The following is a 17,321-nucleotide window of genomic DNA, read 5'->3' on the forward strand; positions in this document are numbered from 1 at the left end:
TCATCACGCGCGGTGCAACATACACAGCTTGTGACCATCAAGATCGAGCACATAGCCGAGGTTCATCGTCCCCATCGCGCCGACTCGCGGGCCCGGCGGGTCTTCGATCGACGTGCCGCCCGCTGCAACGGCGGCATCGTGGAAGGCCTTTACCTGCTCCAGACTGTCGCAGGCGAAGCCGATGGTCGAGCCGTTGGCGACGCAGGCAGGGGCATCGTTGATCGGCTGGCTGATCGAGAACATCCCGCCATTGTGCATCCAGAACGCGCGCTTGTGCCCGGTGGCGGCGACGTTGACCATTCCCGGCCCTGCGCCGAGCGTGGCCAGCACGGCATCATAAAACGCCTTGGCACGGTCAAAATCGTTGGTGCCAACCATTATGTGACTGAACATATTTTGGAGTCTCCTCTTATAAGACAAGTTGCGGATTAGGACGGATTTACGCTTGCAGCAATGCGGATTTCGGTAGCATCAGGTTCATATCGCGGTGCATAGGGTGGCCTATGCTCACTTCGCTTCTCGCCGCTGCGCTCATGCTGCAGGCTGCCCCCGCCCAGTCTCCCGTCCTTTCTCAGGAAAACCGCGCGCTGTTGCGCTGTGCAGCGGCGTTTGCGGTGGTGGCGAACGGGCAGGCGAACAGCGATGTGGCGGCGCAGCAATGGCCTGATCTGAGCACGCGGGGCCGCGAATTCTTCGTGCTGACAATGGCGCAGCTGATGGATGCCAGCGGGCTGGATCGCGCCGGGATCACCCAGCTTGCCAAGGACGAGGCGCAGGCGCTGATCACCAATGATGAGGTGCACAAGATCATGCCGACCTGCCTGCTGATGCTGGAATCCTCTGGCGTCTGATTACTCCCCGGTTACCGGGTGCAGGGCATGGATTTGCGTTAAAAATTGCGGCAAGGAACGCGGCACCATGTGGCTCCTTTATCAATTCCCGCTGTGCCCTTTCAGCCGCAAGATCCGTCTGCTGCTGGGCGAAAAGAACGTCGCCTATGATCTGGTGCGCGAAGATCCCTGGGCGGCATCGGACATGTTCTTCAACTTGAACCCCGCTGGACGCACGCCGGTGATCGTCAATCGGGACAAGAACATCATCATTCCCGATAGCAGGGCGATTGCCGAATATTTCGAAGAGGTGGTCGAACGCAGCCCGATGATCAACGGCTCGGCCACGCAGCGCGCCGAAATCCGCCGTTTGGTGGCGCTGTTTGACGAGAATTTCTACGCCGATGTCACCGCGCCGCTGCTGTCAGAACGGATGAGGAAGCGCATCTTGCGCCAGCCGCCCGATAGCGGTGCGTTGCGCAATGCGATGAAGCTGGCCCACGGGCACCTGGATTACCTCGACTGGCTGATCGACAACCGCCCGTGGGTAGCGGGTTCGACCATGAGCCTCGCGGATCTGGCCGCTGCCGCGCAGATTTCGGTCGCGGATTATCTCGGCGGGATCGACTGGACGGGCCACGAACAATCGCGCGGCTGGTATGCGGTGTTCAAAAGCCGCCCGAGCTTCCGCCCGCTACTGACCGAGCGGATGGACGCGATCAAACCGCCGCCGCATTATGCGCTGCTGGACGGGTGAGCTATCAAGAGGTGCCGCTATGACTGACGATCCCCGTAGCCTGACCGATGCCGAATGGCGCGAACGCCTTTCGCCGATGCAGTATCATGTGCTGCGCGAAGCGGCCACCGAACGCGCCTTCACCGGCGAATATGACAAGTTTTACGATGAAGGCGAATATCATTGCGCCGCCTGCGGCACGCAGCTGTTCTACAGCACCGCCAAATACAATTCCGGCTGCGGCTGGCCCGCCTTTACTCAGCCCGCCGATGGCGAGGTGGTCGAGGAACACCGCGACACCGCCCACGGCATGATCCGCACCGAAGTACGCTGCGGCAAGTGCGGCGGGCATCTCGGCCATGTCTTTCCCGATGGCCCGCCCGAACAGGGGGGGCTGCGGTATTGCATCAACTCCGCCGCGCTGATTTTTACCCCGGCAGAGGAATGAGGCCGCGCGGCCAACCGGGGAGAGTTTTGCAGACGCAGGTTCACCCCCGGTTACAACTCGCCTATGCATGGCGCGCGTTTCCGCCCCTGACCGGTGGGCATCAAATGGGCACAGGCCATGTCAAAAAGGGGTGAGCGATTGCAGGACAGGGGCGCGCGCGGAAAGCGCCGGGCGGCGGCGCAGCGGTCGGCACCCGCGGCAGCACGCAAGCCGGACAATGCGCCGCCTTCGCGTCTGCGCCGCTGGTTCAAACGCGGGATGTTGTGGGGCGGCGCGTTGGCGCTGCTGGGGTTGGTATTTCTCGCCTTTGCGGTCGGGTTCGCGGCGCAATCGCTGCCCAGCTACGCCGCGCTCAAGGCAACCCAGCCGGGGCAGACCATTGTCGTGCGCGCGCGCGACGGGCGCGAACTGGTCGAACTTGGGCCAAGCTTTGGCGAATGGCTCGATTATAATGAGATTCCCGAAAACATGACCAACGCGATGATCGCGGTCGAGGACAAGCGGTTCCATTCGCATCTCGGGGTTGACCCGGTGCGCCTGACCGGCGCGATTATCGAAGGGATGACCGGGGATGACCGGATCGGCGGCACCTCGACAATCTCGCAGCAGCTGGCGCGCAACCTGTTCCTCAACAACAACCGGTCATTCGACCGCAAGGCGCGCGAAGCGGTGCTGGCGATGGCGCTCGAATGGAAATTCTCCAAGCAGCAGATTCTCGAACTCTATCTCAACAAAGTCTATTTCGGCGGCGGGGCCTATGGGATCGACAGCGCCAGCCGCAAGTTCTTCAGCCACCCGGCCACCGAACTGAGCGTTGCCGAAGCCGCAATAATCGCCGGATTGGTCAAAGCGCCGAGCCATTATTCCCCCACCGCCGATGTGCAGGCCGCGGTTGACCGTGCCCAGGTGGTGCTTCGGCTAATGCGCGAACAGGGCTATATCACCCCCGATCAGGCCAGGGTCGATGTCAGCGCGGTGCAGTTGAAACAGCAGGCGGGGCAGAATTCGGTGCGCTATTTCACCGATTGGGTGCTGCCGCAGCTCGATATCATCCTGCCCGAAACCTACGAACCGATTGAGGTGTGGACCACGCTCGACATCGGAATGCAGCGCGCCGCGACCGCCGCGATCGAGGCCAACACACCCAGCGGCGCGCAAGGCGCATTGGTCAGCCTTGACCGCGACGGAGCGATCCTCGCGCTGGTCGGCGGCACAGATTACGTCGCCAGCAATTTCAACCGTGCTACCACCGCGATGCGCCAGCCCGGGTCGGCGTGGAAGCTGTTCGTCTATCTCGCCGCACTGGAAGCGGGCTACACGCCGGAAGATAAAGTGGTCGATACGCCGGTGACTATTGACGGGTGGAGCCCGCGCAATTCGAACGGGCGCAATGTCGGCGAAACCGATCTGCGCACCGCGTTCGCCTTTTCGATCAACACGGTCGCAGCCCAGTTGGGCAACGAAGTCGGTTTTGGCACGGTTGCGTCGATGGCGCGGCGGTTCGGGATCAGCTCGGATGTGGCGACTTACCCCTCGATGGTGCTCGGTTCATCCGAAGTGCGCGTGATCGAAATGACGCAGGCCTTTGCCGGGATCTCTGCCAAGGGCGTCGCGGTGCAGCCCTATGGCATCACCAAGGTCACAGGCGCGAGCGGCGATGTGCTCTATCGCCGCGACGAACCGCGCAAGGTGCAGCAGGTGCCCGATTACGTGGTCGCCGGGGCGACCGATCTGCTGCAAGCCGCAGTGCAGACCGGCACTGGCCGTGCGGCGCAGATCGGGCGGCCAGTGGCGGGCAAGACCGGCACCACTTCATCGAACAAGGATGGCTGGTTCATCGGTTTTTCCAGCGGAATCACCACTGGCGTATGGATGGGCCGCGATGATGCCAAGCCGGTGGCGGGCCTGCAGGGTGGGCGCGCCCCCGCGCAGGCGTTCGCCGCCTATATGCGCTATGCCGTCAAGGATCGCCCGGTTGAGGAGTTCGACATCACGCTCGAACTGCCCGAATGGCAGCTCGAACCCGATGAAGAGGCGTTGTTTGGCGAGCCTGACGATTATTACTACATCGACGAACAGGGCAATCTGGTCGAGCCGGGGCGGCGTGAACCTGCGCCCAGCCCATTCGGGATCGAAGGTGAGCGCGGGCCTGCTGCACCCCCTGCGGCCAGCCAGGATTTCCTTGAAGAAGCCACCGGCGGCGAAATCCCACGCCCGTCAGCCCCGCGCCGTCCACCGCCTGAGTTATGATAAAAAAGGGCGCCGGAATTGCTCCCGGCGCCCTTTCTGTTTTGCGATATCAACCGATCAGCGCAGTCGGATCGGGAAGAACGCCGGAGGCTGCGTGCGGCGCTGGACGCGTAGCAGGATCGCCTCGCGCCCCTCGGTCGCGGCAGCCTTGACCTGCTCCGCCAGCGCTTCGACTGAGGCAACCGCCTGATAATTGGCCGACAGGACGATGTCTCCGCGCCGCAGACCCTTGCGCGCCGCGTCGGCATTGGGATCAACCGCTGCGATCACCACGCCCTGCGTTTCAGCCGGCACGCCAAGCGAGCGGGCAATCGCTGCGGTCATCGGAATCACCTGCAAACCCAACTTCTGTTCGATCGTCTCGTTCGAGGCGCCCGGTGCCATCGGCTCTTCGGAATCGGGATCGAAAGTCTGAGTCTGCTGCTGCAATTCCGCTTCACTTGGGCGTTTTCCGAGCGTGACGTTGAGTGCGAGGCGTTTGCCATCGCGCAGCAATTCGACCGGCACCTGCGCGCCGGGTTCCATATTGGCGACCAGGAAGGATACCGTCTGTTCCCCAGTCACGTCTTTGCCGTCGACCTTGGTGACGATGTCGCCGGGCTTCAAACCCGCGCGTGCTGCCGGGCTATCATCCTGCACGGTCTGCACCAATTCGCCGCGCCGTTTGGGCAGACCGAGCGATTCGGCGAAGTCTTCATCAATCGGCTGGAGGCCGACGCCGAGATAACCGCGCTGAATTTCGCGCCCGTCGCGCAGTTGCTCGACGATCGGCGCGGCGATTTCAGCGGGGATCGCAAAGCCGATGCCGACGCTGCCACCCGAAGGCGAGAAGATTGCATTATTGATGCCGATCACATTGCCGCGCATGTCGAACAGCGGCCCGCCCGAATTGCCGCGGTTGATGCTGGCATCGGTCTGGAGATAGCGGTCATAAGCGCCGCCCTGGCCGGTGTTGCGATAGACTGCGGAAATGATCCCGCTGGTCACCGTGCCGCCAAGGCCGAACGGATTGCCGATTGCCACGACCCAATCACCCACGCGCGCCGCGCTCGAATCGCCGAAGGTCACGAACGGGAAGGATCGGTTGGCCTTGATCTTGAGCACCGCGAGATCGGATGCGGCATCAGCGCCGACCAGTTCGGCTTCGTATTCGGTGCCATCGGGCAAGGTAACGGTGATCGATTCCAGCTTGGCGCGGCTATCGGGGGAGACCACGTGATTATTGGTCACCACAAAGCCATCGGCCGAAATAATGAAGCCCGACCCCAGCGACTGCGCCTCACGCGTTTGCGGCTGACCGCCGCCGCCCTGACGGCGGCTGAACAGGTCGGCAAAGGGTGTCCCAGCGAATGGGTTATTGGCAACCTCGATCCGCTGGCGCGTGGCAATATTGACCACCGCAGGCTGTAATTGCGCGGTGAGATCGGCAAAGCTGACAGGGGCACCTTCAATCGGCACCACCCGGTCCATCACCGCATCATCATTCTGCGCCACCTGCGCGCCCAGCGGCGTTCCGGTGATCAGCGAAATGGCAGCGCCGCCGACCAGCAGCGCGCTCGACAGTCCGTATACATAGCGCACGTTCTTCACGTCCTCTTGGTCCTTATCATCAAGCAGGAACGCGCGGGGGTCGCTACGTTCCTTACACTGTCAACGGGGCCAGCCGAACAGATGGCTGGATTGCCCCAAATGCACCTTTCGGGCCTGAACGCTGATTGAACGCAACATTACATTCGGCGCTCAGGATCATCCCCTGGTCGAACGCGTTAGCGTTTCCCCCTGAACTGGCGGAAATATTCGCTGTCGTCCGAAAGCACCATCGCGCTGTTGCCTTCCCCGGCCAGAAAGGTCTGGCGATAGCTTTGCATGGCGCGATAGAAATCGTAGAATTCCGGGTCTTTTCCATAAGCATCGGCATAGATGCGCGCGGCCTGCGCCTGGGCTTCGGCCTGAGTGATTTGCGCATCGCGTTGCCCGGCAGCGCGGATGGTGGCGGCTTCTTCCTGCCGATCGGTTTCCATCCGGGTGAAGGCGGCATCAAGCGGGCGACCTTCGGGAAGGTCTGCCGCCTTGATCCGCACGTCGAGCACCTGCGCGCCGTAATTGCGCGCCTGCGTATCCAGCGTGCGGGTGATGTTGGCCATCGCGGTGCCGCGCTCGGCATTGATCAGCGCCGAAAACGGCCGCCGCCCCAGTTCCTGCCGCAGCACCGAAGTGAGGATCGGCAACAATTGCGATTCGAGCTGTTCTTCCGTCCCGGCACGCTCCACCATCCGCACCGGATCGATGATGCGATAGCGGGCATAGGCATCGACCTGCAGGCGCTGCTGATCGTTGGAGAGCACCTGTTGCCGGGTCATGTCGAGATCGAGCACCCGGCGGTCAACCATCTGCACCGCTTCGACAAACGGGATGCGCCAGTTGATGCCCGCACCGGTCTGGCCGTAGGGCAATTCGGGCCGGAACTGGTTGAACACCCGGTCGGGCTGACCGGTGCGGATCACCACCGCCTGATGGGTTTCGGGCACGATCACCACGCTGGACAGCAACGCCACCAGAATGACGATGGCGGCGATCAGGATCGCTTTGTAGTTCTGAAACACAGCATTCATGGCGTTATTCCCCTTGCGGCCGCGGCGGCTGGGCTGCGGTCTGCGCCCGGCGCTGCAATTCGGGCAGCGGCAGATAGGGCGTTACATTGCCGGATTCGACGATGGTTTTGTCGGTCTTGGACAGCACCGATTCCATGGTCTCGTAATACAGGCGGCGGCGCGTCACTTCGGGGGCGAGGCGATATTCCGCATAGATATTGTTGAATTCGCTCGCATCACCCTGTGCCCGCGCCAGCACTTGCTGGGCGATCGCCTGCGCGCGGTTGACCGCCGCATCGGCATCCTGCTGCGCCGAAGACACGTCCTTGAACGCTTCTTCAACCCGGCTTGGCGGGTCGGTCTTGTTGATTTCAACGCCCTGCACGGTGATCCCCGAACGATAGGCATCAAGCCGCGCCTGCATCCGTTCGCGCACCGCCTGTTCGATTTCCGCGCGGCCTTCACCGGTCAGAACCTCGTCGAGTTTCTTGCGCGCCACTGCCGCGCGCATGGCGGCTTCGCCGATTTCAAGCAGCGCGTTGCGCGGATCGGCCAGCTGATATTTGTAAAGCGTCAGGTTAGAGATGTTCCAGCGCACCACGTAAGACAGATCGACCAGGTTCTGATCCCCGGTCAGGATCAGTTTTTCGGTGTTGGTGCCGGGAATTTCCTCCGACCGGATCTGCGTGACGTTTTCCTTTTCGACCATGTTGATCGGCCAGGGCGCGGTGAAATTGGTGCCCGAATCAAGCGTGTCCGAATATTTCCCGCCGAGCCATGTGACCACCGCCTGTTCGCCCGGCTGGACGAAATGGACGCTGCTTGCGGCGACCCAGATCAATGCAACTGAGCCGATAATGACCGGAAGCCAGCTTTTGCCGCCGGGCCGTTCTGGCAGGCGGAAAGCGGGGCCGCCGGGGCCACCACCCGCGCGGCGCGGGCCTTCGGGGCCGCGACCCTTGAAGATATCTTCGATACTGGCCGAGCGCCGCTTGCCAGGTTCACCCCCGCCGGGCAGCCACGGATTGCGCGGGCCATCCGGCCCGCCGCTGCCGCCTGCACCGCTGCCGCCATCGCTGCCGGGCTCATCGCCCTTGCCCGATCCGCCCCACGGATTATTTTTGCCAGCCATGGCAAGGCCGCGTGCGGCCACACCAAGACGTTCTCTCCAACCGACCAATCTTTGCATAATGCCGTTATAGGCACGCTCTGCGGCGAAAAACAGGGGTTGGCAGCGTGAATTTGATGGTAGAGGCGTTCCGCGATGAGCAAACCACCCGAACCATCCCGCGAACCGACAGCTGAAGAAGCGCTGATCCGCGCCGCTTTGCCGCCTGAAATCAACCAGCGTTTGCAATCGGCCCGGATCATTTCGCGCCGCGCGGTGGTTGTGGCTGAGGCAGGTGACCTGTCCGATAGCGCCCGCGCCGAACTGGAAAGCGCGATCACCGCCGCGCTAACCCCGCTGGCTGAAGTCGACGTCGTGCGCATCGCGCTGACGGGGGAACGCCGCCGCCGCCGCTTGATCGCGGTGGGGTCGGGCAAGGGCGGGGTCGGCAAATCGACGTTGACCACCAATCTTGCGGTTGCGCTGGCGCGGATGGGGCGCAAGGTGGGCGTGATTGACGGCGACATTTACGGCCCCTCGCAGCCCAAATTGCTGGGAACCGAGGGGATCAAGCCTGCGGTCGAAGGCGACAAGCTGGTGCCGATTGCCAGCCGCCACGGGGTCAAGGTGCTATCGATGGGCCACCTGGTCGCGCCTGGAAAGGCACTGGCTTGGCGCGGGCCGATGACCGGAAAGGCGCTGGCGCAACTGGTCGATGCCGAATGGGGCGATACCGATTTGCTGCTGGTCGATCTGCCGCCGGGCACCGGCGATGTGCAATTGTCGATGCTGTCCGCCCACCGACCCGATGGCGCGATCCTCGTTTCAACTCCGCAGGATCTCGCGCTGATCGACGCTGCGCGTGCCGGGCAATTGTTCGAACAGGGCGATGTGCCGATCATCGGGCTGGTTGAAAACATGGCGGGCTATGCCTGCCCGCATTGCGGCGAGATCAGCGATCCGTTCGGGCAGGGCGGGGTTGAGAAATTCGCCGCTGCACTGGAAATCCCGTTCCTGGGCCGGGTGCCGTTGACATTGGCGACGCGGATTGCGGGCGACACGGGTGAGCCGCCGGCAGCCCGCGATGACGAGGTCGGCGCGCCATTTGCAGCGATTGCGCAGCGTCTTGCGCGCTGGCTTGATACAGGGGCGGTCTAGGCGATGCAGGTCTCGCGGCGGGGTGTGCTGGCAGGGGCAGCAGCGGGGGGCGGCCTGCTGATCGCATGGTGGCTGATGCCGCGCAGCTATGCCAGCCCGCTGGTGGCGGCGAAGGGCGAGCAGGTGTTCGGCGCATGGCTCAAGATCGCCAATGATGGCGTAGTCACCGTGGCGGTGCCGCAGCTGGAAATGGGGCAGGGCATCACCACCCTGCTACCGCAGATCGTGGCGCATGAATTGGGCGCGGACTGGCGGCAGATTGCCGTGGAGCCTGCGCCGGTTTCGGGTGCCTATGCCAATGTGCCGCTGGCGCAGAAATGGATCGCGTTGTGGGATCCCGTTGCCGCCGGGCTGTCTGCCAGCACCGATGCCCTGATGGCGCAGCGATTTGCCGGGGCGCAGCGGTTCAACGCTACCGCCGCTGGCACCGCGATCGAAGCCTATGAACTACCCTGCCGCGAAGCTGCCGCCGCTGCCCGCGCGATGCTGGCGCAGGAGGCCGCCTCGCGCTGGGGCGTAGCTTGGGAAGAATGCGAGGTCGCAGAGGGCTTTGTCTCGCATAGCGAACGGCGCGCCACCTTTGGCGAGTTGGCCGAAGCCGCCGCCGCGTGGACTCCGCCCGACCCCGCGCCGCTGCGCCCCGAACCTTTGCGCGAAGCCCCGCTATCTGCCGAATCCGACGCGGCCCCCGCCTTTCCCCGACTTGATCTGCCGTCCAAGGTTGATGGGTCGTATCGCTTTGCCGGCGATGTGCGGCTGCCGGGGATGGTCTATGCCTCGATCCGCCACGGGCCTGCCGATGGATCGGAACTGACCGGGTTCAATCGCGATGCCGCTGCCGGGATCAAGGGGTTGGCCGGGATCATCCAGTCCAAACGCTGGCTTGCGGTTGCGGCCGACACATGGTGGAGCGCGGATCAGGCGCTTAATGCGATGAAGCCCAGATTCGCAGTGACCTCACCGGTCAACAGCAATGAAATCGCCGCCCGTCTTGATACCATGCTTGATGGCGGGGAAGCCTTTCCGATTGCCGAAACCGGGTTTGGCGGCGCGGCGCTGAAGCGCGTGGACATGGCGCGCCGTTACGAGGTCGAGCCGGGCTATGCCGCCCCGCTCGAAACCGCGACCGCCACCGCGCGCTATGCCGACGGGCGGCTCGATCTGTGGATCGCCAGTCAGGCCCCCGAACAGGCGCGCATTGCCGCCGCCCGCGCGATCGGCATCGCTACTGAGGACGTGGCGCTATACCCGATGCCCGCAGGCGGCAGTTTCGATGCGCGGCTGGAACATGACCACGCCATCGAAATCGCCCTGATCGCGCGCGAGCTTGCCAAGGAAGCGCCGCGCGCTGTCCAACTCACCTGGCCCCGCCGTGACGAGATGATCCGCAGCCGCCCGCGTGCGCCCGCATGGCTGCTGATCGGGGCGCAGCTTTCCCAGGCCGATCCCGGCGCGATTGATGCGCTGCGGCTACGCATCGCGACGCCGTCCGCCGCGCGCGAATTTGGCAAGCGTTTGTTCGGCAACCTCACCAGCATGGCCGCGATCCGCGAAACTTCCGGGCAGGCTGATGCGATGGCGTGCGAAGGTGCGGTGCCGCCCTATCAGCTGCCTGCGCTGCTGGTGGAGCATATCCCGGTTGACATCGGCCTGCCGGTCGGGCGGGTGCGCGGCAATGCCCATGGGCCGACGACCTTCGCGATTGAGTGCTTCATCGACGAAATCGCCGCGAAATACGGGCGTGAACCGCTGTCGTTCAGGATGGCGATGCTGGGCGGCGATGTGCGGCTGGCGGCGTGTTTGCAACGCGCAGCGCAGCTGGCGGGATGGGATGGCGGGGCCAACCAAAGCGGGCAGGGCATTGCCTGCGCACGGATTGGCGAAGGGCCGGGGGCAGCGCGCATCGCCTGCGTGGCCACTGCGCGGCAAGGCGAAGGCGGGGTGCGCGTTACGCGCCTGTCGGCGGCGGTGGATATTGGCCGGATCATCAATCACGACATCGCGCTCCAGCAGATTGAAGGCGGGCTGGTGTTCGGGATCGCCACGGCGCTGGGCAACCCGGTCAAACTGCGCGGCGGTGTGCCCGAAGTGGTCGATTACGAAGCGCTGGGACTGCCCGTGCTGGCCGATTGCCCGGATATGCGAATTGAATTCATCGCCAGCGAAGCCCCGCCTGCCGATCCCGGCGAACTGGGCGCGGTGGTGGCCCCTCCGGCGGTTGCCAATGCGTTGTTTTCCGCGACGGGGTTGCGCCTGCGCCGCCTGCCCTTACTTTCGGACGGCATATGACCTGGCAAACCCAGCGCCTTCCGGGCGACCACCCCCCTGTATCGAGCGGCCAGATCGGCGTCTTGCTGGTCAACCTTGGCACGCCTGACGGGCCTGATCCGGCTTCGGTGCGGCGCTACCTCAAGCAGTTTCTGTCTGACCGGCGCGTGATCGAGATTCCGCCGATTGTGTGGCAATTGATCCTGCGCGGGATCATCCTCAACACCCGCCCGCAGAAAAGCGCGAAAGCCTATGCCAAGATATGGACGGAGCGCGGATCGCCGCTGGCCGATATCACTTCGCGTCAGGCGGAGGCGATGGCCAAGGTGATGGAACCCCGGTTCGGTGATAATATCGTGATCGATTACGCCATGCGTTATGGCAACCCTTCGATCGAACAGCGCATTACCGAACTGACAGGCAAGGGCTGTGATCGCATCCTGATTGCGCCGATGTATCCGCAATATTGCGCGGCGACCACGGCGACGGTGTTTGACGAGGTGGCCCGCGTGCTCGGCGCAATGCGCTGGCAACCGGCGCTGCGGTTCGCGCCGCCTTATCACGATCACCCCGATTATCTGGGTGCGCTGGCGGATGATCTGACCCGGCAGGTGCAAGCCCTCAGCTTTACTCCTGAGGTGATGCTGATGAGTTTTCACGGGATGCCGCTGCAAACGCTGGAAAAGGGCGATCCCTATCATTGCCATTGCCAGAAAACCGCGCGGCTGCTGCGCGAGCGGTTGGCAGCGCGCCCTGAATTTGCGGGCGTCAGGTTTGAAACCACGTTCCAATCGCGCTTTGGCCCGGCGCGCTGGCTTGAACCCTCCACCGACACCACGCTGATCGCAGAAGGGCAGAAGGGCACCAAACGCCTGATCGTCGCCGCCCCCGGCTTTGCCGCCGATTGTGTCGAGACGCTGGAGGAACTGGCATTGGAAGGCCGCCGTGAATTCATCGAGGCGGGCGGTGAGGATTATGCTGTGCTTACCTGCCTCAACACCTCGGACTCAGGCCTTGCGATGGTCGAAGCAATGCTCCGGCGTGAGCTTTCGGGGTGGATTTGACCGCTGCGATTATTTACATCAGGGTCAGTTGCTAATCCGAACCCGATACGGAGCCTGATCTGACCATGGCCACCCTTGCCGACGCCCCGCATTCCGCCAATGCCCCCTTTGCCGATGCGCCGCGCGATTGGAGCGAGGGGCGCCTCAGTGAAGCTGACCTTGCCCACATCCCCGGCGATGCGGGCTGGCCGGTGGTGGGCAACACCTTCACCATGCTGGCTGATCCCCATGGCTTTGCGCAGCGGATGATCGATACCCACGGGCGGGTTTATAAAAACCGCGCGTTCGGCGGGTGGCAGGTGGCGCTGATCGGGGCCGAGGCGAACGAGCTGCTGTTGTTCAACAAAGACAAGATTTTCTCCAGCGAACAGGGCTGGGGGCCGGTACTGGACCAGCTGTTCCCGCGCGGGCTGATGCTGCTGGATTTCGATCACCACCGGATTGATCGCCGCGCCCTGTCGATCGCTTTCAAGCCTGAACCGATGCGCCATTATTCGGGCGCGCTGAACCGCGGGATTGCCCGCGAAGTGGCGGATTGGGCGGGCGATTTGCGGTTCTATCCCGCGATCAAGAAGCTGACGCTTGATCTCGCTGCAGACAGTTTCATCGGCCTGCCGTGGGGGCCGGAGGCGGACAAGATCAACGCCGCTTTCGTCGATATGGTGCAGGCCTCGGTCGCGCCGATCCGCAAGCCGCTGCCTTTCACCAAGATGAAAAAGGGTGTCGATGGCCGGGCGTTTCTGGTCGATTATTTTACACGTGAAACATTGCGCCGCCGCGAACAGGGCGGCGGGCAGGATATGTTCAGCCAATTCGCCACCGCCACCCGCGAAGATGGATCATTGCTGCCGGTCGATGAAGTGGTCGATCACATGAACTTCCTGATGATGGCGGCGCATGATACCATTACATCATCGGCCACATCGCTGATCTATCACCTCGCCGCCAATCCCGCATGGCAGGAAAAACTGCGTGAGGAGATTTTCGCGGTCACTGGCGGGCCGGATGGGCAGGGCAATCCACGCGGTCTTGATTATGATGATCTGGCCAAGCTGGAACTCACCGAAATGGCGTTCAAGGAATCGCTGCGGATGATCCCCCCGGTGCCTTCGATGCCGCGCCGGGCGCTGCGTGAATTTGAATTTGGCGGATACCGCATCCCGGCGGGCGCGATGGTGGGGATCAATATCCACTGGACCCATCATTCGGCCGATTACTGGGACAATCCCGCCGTTTTTGATCCCATGCGCTTTACCCCCGAACAGGTGCGCGCGCGGCACAAATACGCCTGGGTGCCGTTTGGCGGCGGGGCGCATATGTGCCTGGGGCTGCATTTTGCCTATATGCAGGTCAAGATTCTGCTCGCCCAATTGCTGCAACGCTATCGGATTGAAGTTGAGGCTGGCTATGCTCCGGCGTGGCAGGACTGGCCGATCCCGCAGCCCAAGGATGGGCTGAAGGTAAAATTCAAACCGTTATAAATTGTTTCACGTGAAACATTGGCAAGAGGGGGTCTAGCGGGGGTCTAGGCTAAGGTGGCATTCGTCATTGCGAGGAGCCGGAGACGACGTGGCAATCCATGATCCGCCCGCGCCATTTACGCCGAGGCCCGAAACTGGATTGCTTCGCCTTCGGCTCCTCGCAATGACGAAGTTTACTAGAAATCCCACGCGATGCCGTCTTTCTCCCAATCGCCGTAGCGGGTGGGGGAGAGTTCCTTCGGTTCACCCTTCAGCGGATCGACCTGTTTGGGCGCAGGCACCGGGTCGTTGGTCCAATGCGCGGGTTTGGTGAACTGCTTGGCAGCGTCGGATTTCTGCTTGGTCATGTCACCCAAATGCGCGTGCTGGCGCTTGGTTTCAATACGTCCTTTTGGGCCAGCATCGCTGTAGGCGAAAAACCGGTTCCCACTTTTCCGCGCGATGCTTTAAGGGCCGCCCATGCCCACCACCCCCGGACTTCCCGTGCGCCGCGCTGCGCTTCGTTTGCTTGATGCGGTTTTGCGCCGGGGGGAGACGCTGGAAATCGCCGAAGGCGCGGCGCTCAGCTCTATTCGCACCGCGCCCGACCGTGCGCTCGCCCGCGCGATTGCGAGTGAGACCCTGCGCTGGCTGACTGACATTGATGCGCTGATCGACAGCGTCACCAAACAACGCCTGCCCGATGATGCCAAGGCACGGATGGTGCTGCGGATCATGCTGGCGCAGGCGCTGCGATTGGACACCCCGCCGCACGCGGTGATCGCCACCGGGCTGCCGCTGCTGGCAGGCGGGCCGCGCCGCTTGGCGCATGGCGTGTTCTCCACGTTGATGAAGGCCGGGGGGGTGAAGCCGGGTGTGAGCGTGCTGCCCGATGCGCCCACCTTGCCCGAATCGGTCGTCGCCCGTTGGAGCGAGGAACGCGCAGCCGCCATCGCCCCCGGCCTCGCCTTCCCGCCCGAACTCGATCTGGCGTTGAAAGACGCTGCCGAAACCGAAACCCGCAGCGTTGCGATGGGCGGGGTGACGTTGGCGCCGGGCCATGTCCGCCTGCCGCGCGGCGCGGCGGTCGAAAGCCTTGCCGATTTCAAGGCGGGCGATTGGTGGGTGCAGGATCTCGCCGCCTCGATCCCGGCGCGATTGCTGGGTGTGGGGGCTGGCAAGCACGCGCTTGATCTGTGCGCCGCGCCGGGCGGCAAGACCATGCAACTGGCGGCGGCCGGGTGGAACGTCACCGCGCTCGACATGAGCAAACGGCGGCTGGAACTGCTCAAAGACAACCTCAAACGCACCGGGCTGAAAGCCTCCCCCGTGCGCGCCGATGCGCTGGTGTGGGAACCGAAGCACCGCTTCGATGCGATCCTGATCGACGCGCCCTGCACCGCGACCGGCACCTGCCGCCGCCACCCCGATGTGCTGCACCGGATTGGCGCGCGGCAAATACCCGAAATGGTCGACCTGCAACGCAGCCTTGCCGCCAAGGCAGCGGAATGGCTCAACCCCGGCGGGGTGCTGGTCTATGCGGTATGCTCGCTGGAGGCGGAGGAGGGCGAGCAGCAGGCCGCGTGGATTGACGCCAATTGCGGCCTCGCGCCCAAGCCGATTACGCCGGAGGAACTGCCCGCAGGCCTCACCCCCACCGCCGAAGGCTGGCTGCGCACCCATCCGGGGATGCTGGCGGACGAAGGCGGGCTGGACGGATTTTTCGTGGGGCGGTGGGTGAAATCATAACCCATCGTCGCCCCGGCCCCCGAGCCGGGGTCCCGCTGCCTTGAGGCCGACAAAGAAAGCGGGATCCCGGGTCAAGCCCGGGAAGACGAAAGGTGGAGAATCACCCCTTCACCTTATCCGCAAAACTCTTACGTAATTTCATGATCTTGGGCGGGATCACTGCGAGGCAATAGGGGTTGCGCTGGCCTTCGCCGTCCCAGTATTCCTGATGGTAATCCTCCGCCGGATACCATTCGCAGGTCTGCGCGCCGCCCGACAGGCCTTCGATCGAGGTCACTGCCAACTTGCCGTTCTCGGCATTCCAGCGCCCGATTGCCGCTTTCGCTTCGCCGCCCTGTTCGTCCGATAGCGGAAAGATCGCGCTGCGATATTGCGTGCCGACATCGCCGCCCTGGCGGTTCAATTGCGTCGGATCATGCGTGCCCAGAAACACGTCATACATCTCGCCAAGGCTGATCGCGTGGGGATCAAACGTTACCCGGATCGCCTCGGCATGGCCGGTCGCGCCGGTGCATACTTCCTTGTAGGTCGGGTTCGCCTTGGTTCCGCCGATATAGCCGCTTTCGACCTCGCTCACGCCCACCACATCGCGGAACACCGCCTCGGTGCACCAGAAGCATCCGCCTGCGACAATAATCGTTTCCAAATTGCTCACTCGAAATCTCCGCTGATTTCTGCCAGAGATAGGGTGACGGATCGGAAATGCCACTGGTGTGTTCCGGTTACGAAGCGTTCCCAAGGGAGAATTCCACCATGAACAAACTGATCCTTGCCCTCGCCACTGCGAGCGGCCTTGCCATCGCCGCACCCGCCATTGCCGATCACCACGGCGGGAAGGAAGACGTGGCGAAGATGCACAAGGACATGTCACCCGACGAGATGTCGGCGATGTTCCTCAAGCATCATGCCGAGGCATTGTCGGGCGCGATCAACCATCCAACCCGCGCCGAAGACCGCGCGCGCGATGCGTACCGCCACCCGGCCGAAACGCTCGCGTTCTTCCACGTTGCCCCGCACATGAAGGTGGGTGAATATGCCCCCGGCGGCGGCTGGTATTCGCGCCTGCTGGGGCATTATCTGGGCGGCGAAGGCGAATTGGTCGGCATCTATGCCAACCCCCGGCTGGCGACCAGCGATCCCGAGCGGCAGGAGCGTATCCGCGTTCAGGCGGCGGGCTTTGGCGATGAGGTTGCAAGCTATACCGGGCTTGCCGCTGATAAGTTCACTGCTGTCACGCTGGATGCCGTTCCCGATGAACAAAAGGGCACGTTTGATCGCATTCTGGTGATCCGCGGGCTGCACGGCATCACCCGGGCGGGAATTGCCGCTGCTGAAATCCGCGCGATGCGCGATCTGCTCAAGGATGATGGCATGATCGGCATCGTTCAGCACCGCGCCAAAGCGGATGCGCCGTGGTCTTACGCCAACGGCACGCGCGGTTATCTCAAACAACAGGACGTGGTGGATTTCATGCGCCTGCACGGGTTTGAACTGGTCGCAGCGAGTGAGATCAACGCCAACCCCAAGGACACCGCCGATCATGAACGCGGCGTGTGGGAAATGCCCCCGGTGCTGACGACCAAGCGCGAAGACCTGAAAGATCTGGGCGAAAGCGACCGCATGACTCTCTTGTTCAAGAAAGCAAAGTAATCATGTAGG

16 protein-coding genes are annotated in these 17,321 nt (G+C 63.3%); 10 read left to right on the forward strand and 6 right to left on the reverse strand.

The annotated features are described in order from the left end of the window. Positions 1-3: 3 nt before the first annotated feature. Positions 4-393 carry a VOC family protein gene (locus ACSSV3_RS10870; protein WP_354325365.1) on the reverse strand — a complete coding sequence of 130 codons (390 nt, stop codon included), beginning with the start codon at positions 391-393 and terminating at the stop codon, positions 4-6. Positions 394-503: 110 nt separating this feature from the next. Here ACSSV3_RS10870 and ACSSV3_RS10875 point away from each other — a divergent pair, with 110 nt between their 5' ends. The 4 genes from ACSSV3_RS10875 (at position 504) to ACSSV3_RS10890 (ending at position 4,264) form a co-directional block, all read left to right on the forward strand. Next, positions 504-851: a hypothetical protein gene (locus ACSSV3_RS10875; RefSeq protein ID WP_354325366.1), complete on the forward strand. Its 348-nt coding sequence runs from the start codon at positions 504-506 to the stop codon at positions 849-851. 67 nt (positions 852-918) lie between these two features. Continuing rightward, entirely contained in the window at positions 919-1,587 is a 669-nt protein-coding gene (locus ACSSV3_RS10880; RefSeq protein WP_354325367.1) for a glutathione S-transferase family protein, read from the forward strand. Positions 1,588-1,606: 19 nt separating this feature from the next. Then, positions 1,607-2,014 (forward strand): peptide-methionine (R)-S-oxide reductase MsrB, encoded by a 408-nt coding sequence (gene msrB / locus ACSSV3_RS10885; protein WP_354325368.1) that lies wholly within the window; start codon positions 1,607-1,609, stop codon positions 2,012-2,014. Positions 2,015-2,131: 117 nt separating this feature from the next. Further along, complete coding sequence (locus tag ACSSV3_RS10890) at positions 2,132-4,264, forward strand: transglycosylase domain-containing protein (protein ID WP_354325369.1); 2,133 nt, start codon at positions 2,132-2,134, stop codon at positions 4,262-4,264. A 57-nt stretch (positions 4,265-4,321) separates the two neighbouring features. Here ACSSV3_RS10890 and ACSSV3_RS10895 read toward each other — a convergent pair whose 3' ends face one another. From ACSSV3_RS10895 to hflK, 3 genes are all read right to left on the reverse strand, one after another. After that, positions 4,322-5,854: a Do family serine endopeptidase gene (locus ACSSV3_RS10895; protein ID WP_354325370.1), complete on the reverse strand. Its 1,533-nt coding sequence runs from the start codon at positions 5,852-5,854 to the stop codon at positions 4,322-4,324. A gap of 176 nt (positions 5,855-6,030) precedes the next feature. Then, positions 6,031-6,876, reverse strand: a complete 846-nt coding sequence (gene hflC / locus ACSSV3_RS10900) for a protease modulator HflC (protein WP_354325371.1) — start codon at positions 6,874-6,876, stop codon at positions 6,031-6,033. Between the two features lie 4 nt (positions 6,877-6,880). Next, entirely contained in the window at positions 6,881-7,987 is a 1,107-nt protein-coding gene (hflK, locus tag ACSSV3_RS10905; RefSeq protein ID WP_354325372.1) for a protease modulator HflK, read from the reverse strand. Between the two features lie 132 nt (positions 7,988-8,119). On the opposite strand from hflK, the gene ACSSV3_RS10910 reads away from it, so the two are divergent. From ACSSV3_RS10910 to ACSSV3_RS10925, 4 genes are all read left to right on the forward strand, one after another. After that, positions 8,120-9,121 (forward strand): Mrp/NBP35 family ATP-binding protein, encoded by a 1,002-nt coding sequence (locus ACSSV3_RS10910; RefSeq protein WP_354325373.1) that lies wholly within the window; start codon positions 8,120-8,122, stop codon positions 9,119-9,121. Positions 9,122-9,124: 3 nt separating this feature from the next. After that, on the forward strand, positions 9,125-11,410 hold the full coding sequence (locus ACSSV3_RS10915) for a molybdopterin cofactor-binding domain-containing protein (RefSeq protein WP_354325374.1): 2,286 nt from the start codon (positions 9,125-9,127) through the stop codon (positions 11,408-11,410). Next, the gene (hemH, locus tag ACSSV3_RS10920) at positions 11,407-12,453 is read left to right on the forward strand and encodes a ferrochelatase (RefSeq protein ID WP_354325375.1); all 1,047 of its coding nucleotides are present in this window, start codon (positions 11,407-11,409) and stop codon (positions 12,451-12,453) included. Before ACSSV3_RS10915 ends, hemH begins: the two co-directional genes overlap by 4 nt. Positions 12,454-12,518: 65 nt before the next feature. After that, positions 12,519-13,934, forward strand: a complete 1,416-nt coding sequence (locus tag ACSSV3_RS10925) for a cytochrome P450 (RefSeq protein WP_354325377.1) — start codon at positions 12,519-12,521, stop codon at positions 13,932-13,934. 176 nt (positions 13,935-14,110) lie between these two features. Here the strand turns inward: ACSSV3_RS10925 and ACSSV3_RS10930 are convergent, their stop codons facing one another. Further along, positions 14,111-14,281 (reverse strand): DUF1674 domain-containing protein, encoded by a 171-nt coding sequence (locus ACSSV3_RS10930; RefSeq protein ID WP_354325378.1) that lies wholly within the window; start codon positions 14,279-14,281, stop codon positions 14,111-14,113. Positions 14,282-14,393: 112 nt separating this feature from the next. Between ACSSV3_RS10930 and ACSSV3_RS10935 the strand changes: the two genes are divergently transcribed. Continuing rightward, positions 14,394-15,662, forward strand: a complete 1,269-nt coding sequence (locus ACSSV3_RS10935; RefSeq protein ID WP_354325379.1) for an RsmB/NOP family class I SAM-dependent RNA methyltransferase — start codon at positions 14,394-14,396, stop codon at positions 15,660-15,662. Positions 15,663-15,762: 100 nt separating this feature from the next. On the opposite strand, the gene msrA is transcribed toward ACSSV3_RS10935, so the two are convergent. Beyond that, positions 15,763-16,308, reverse strand: coding sequence for a peptide-methionine (S)-S-oxide reductase MsrA (gene msrA / locus ACSSV3_RS10940; RefSeq protein ID WP_354325643.1), 546 nt, complete (start codon positions 16,306-16,308; stop codon positions 15,763-15,765). A gap of 107 nt (positions 16,309-16,415) precedes the next feature. On the opposite strand from msrA, the gene ACSSV3_RS10945 reads away from it, so the two are divergent. Then, entirely contained in the window at positions 16,416-17,312 is an 897-nt protein-coding gene (locus tag ACSSV3_RS10945; RefSeq protein WP_354325380.1) for a class I SAM-dependent methyltransferase, read from the forward strand. Positions 17,313-17,321: the final 9 nt, after the last annotated feature.

The sequence above is a fragment of the Porphyrobacter sp. MBR-49 genome, from assembly GCF_053628655.1.

Coding starts and splice junctions, on each gene's coding strand:
- ACSSV3_RS10870 (WP_354325365.1), bottom strand. CDS start 393: ATGTTCAGTCACATAATGGTTGGCACCAACGATTTTGACCGTGCCAAG.
- ACSSV3_RS10875 (WP_354325366.1), top strand. CDS start 504: ATGCTCACTTCGCTTCTCGCCGCTGCGCTCATGCTGCAGGCTGCCCCC.
- ACSSV3_RS10880 (WP_354325367.1), top strand. CDS start 919: ATGTGGCTCCTTTATCAATTCCCGCTGTGCCCTTTCAGCCGCAAGATC.
- msrB (WP_354325368.1), top strand. CDS start 1,607: ATGACTGACGATCCCCGTAGCCTGACCGATGCCGAATGGCGCGAACGC.
- ACSSV3_RS10890 (WP_354325369.1), top strand. CDS start 2,132: ATGTCAAAAAGGGGTGAGCGATTGCAGGACAGGGGCGCGCGCGGAAAG.
- hflC (WP_354325371.1), bottom strand. CDS start 6,876: ATGAATGCTGTGTTTCAGAACTACAAAGCGATCCTGATCGCCGCCATC.
- hflK (WP_354325372.1), bottom strand. CDS start 7,987: ATGGCTGGCAAAAATAATCCGTGGGGCGGATCGGGCAAGGGCGATGAG.
- ACSSV3_RS10910 (WP_354325373.1), top strand. CDS start 8,120: ATGAGCAAACCACCCGAACCATCCCGCGAACCGACAGCTGAAGAAGCG.
- ACSSV3_RS10915 (WP_354325374.1), top strand. CDS start 9,125: ATGCAGGTCTCGCGGCGGGGTGTGCTGGCAGGGGCAGCAGCGGGGGGC.
- hemH (WP_354325375.1), top strand. CDS start 11,407: ATGACCTGGCAAACCCAGCGCCTTCCGGGCGACCACCCCCCTGTATCG.
- ACSSV3_RS10925 (WP_354325377.1), top strand. CDS start 12,519: ATGGCCACCCTTGCCGACGCCCCGCATTCCGCCAATGCCCCCTTTGCC.
- ACSSV3_RS10930 (WP_354325378.1), bottom strand. CDS start 14,281: ATGACCAAGCAGAAATCCGACGCTGCCAAGCAGTTCACCAAACCCGCG.
- ACSSV3_RS10935 (WP_354325379.1), top strand. CDS start 14,394: ATGCCCACCACCCCCGGACTTCCCGTGCGCCGCGCTGCGCTTCGTTTG.
- ACSSV3_RS10945 (WP_354325380.1), top strand. CDS start 16,416: ATGAACAAACTGATCCTTGCCCTCGCCACTGCGAGCGGCCTTGCCATC.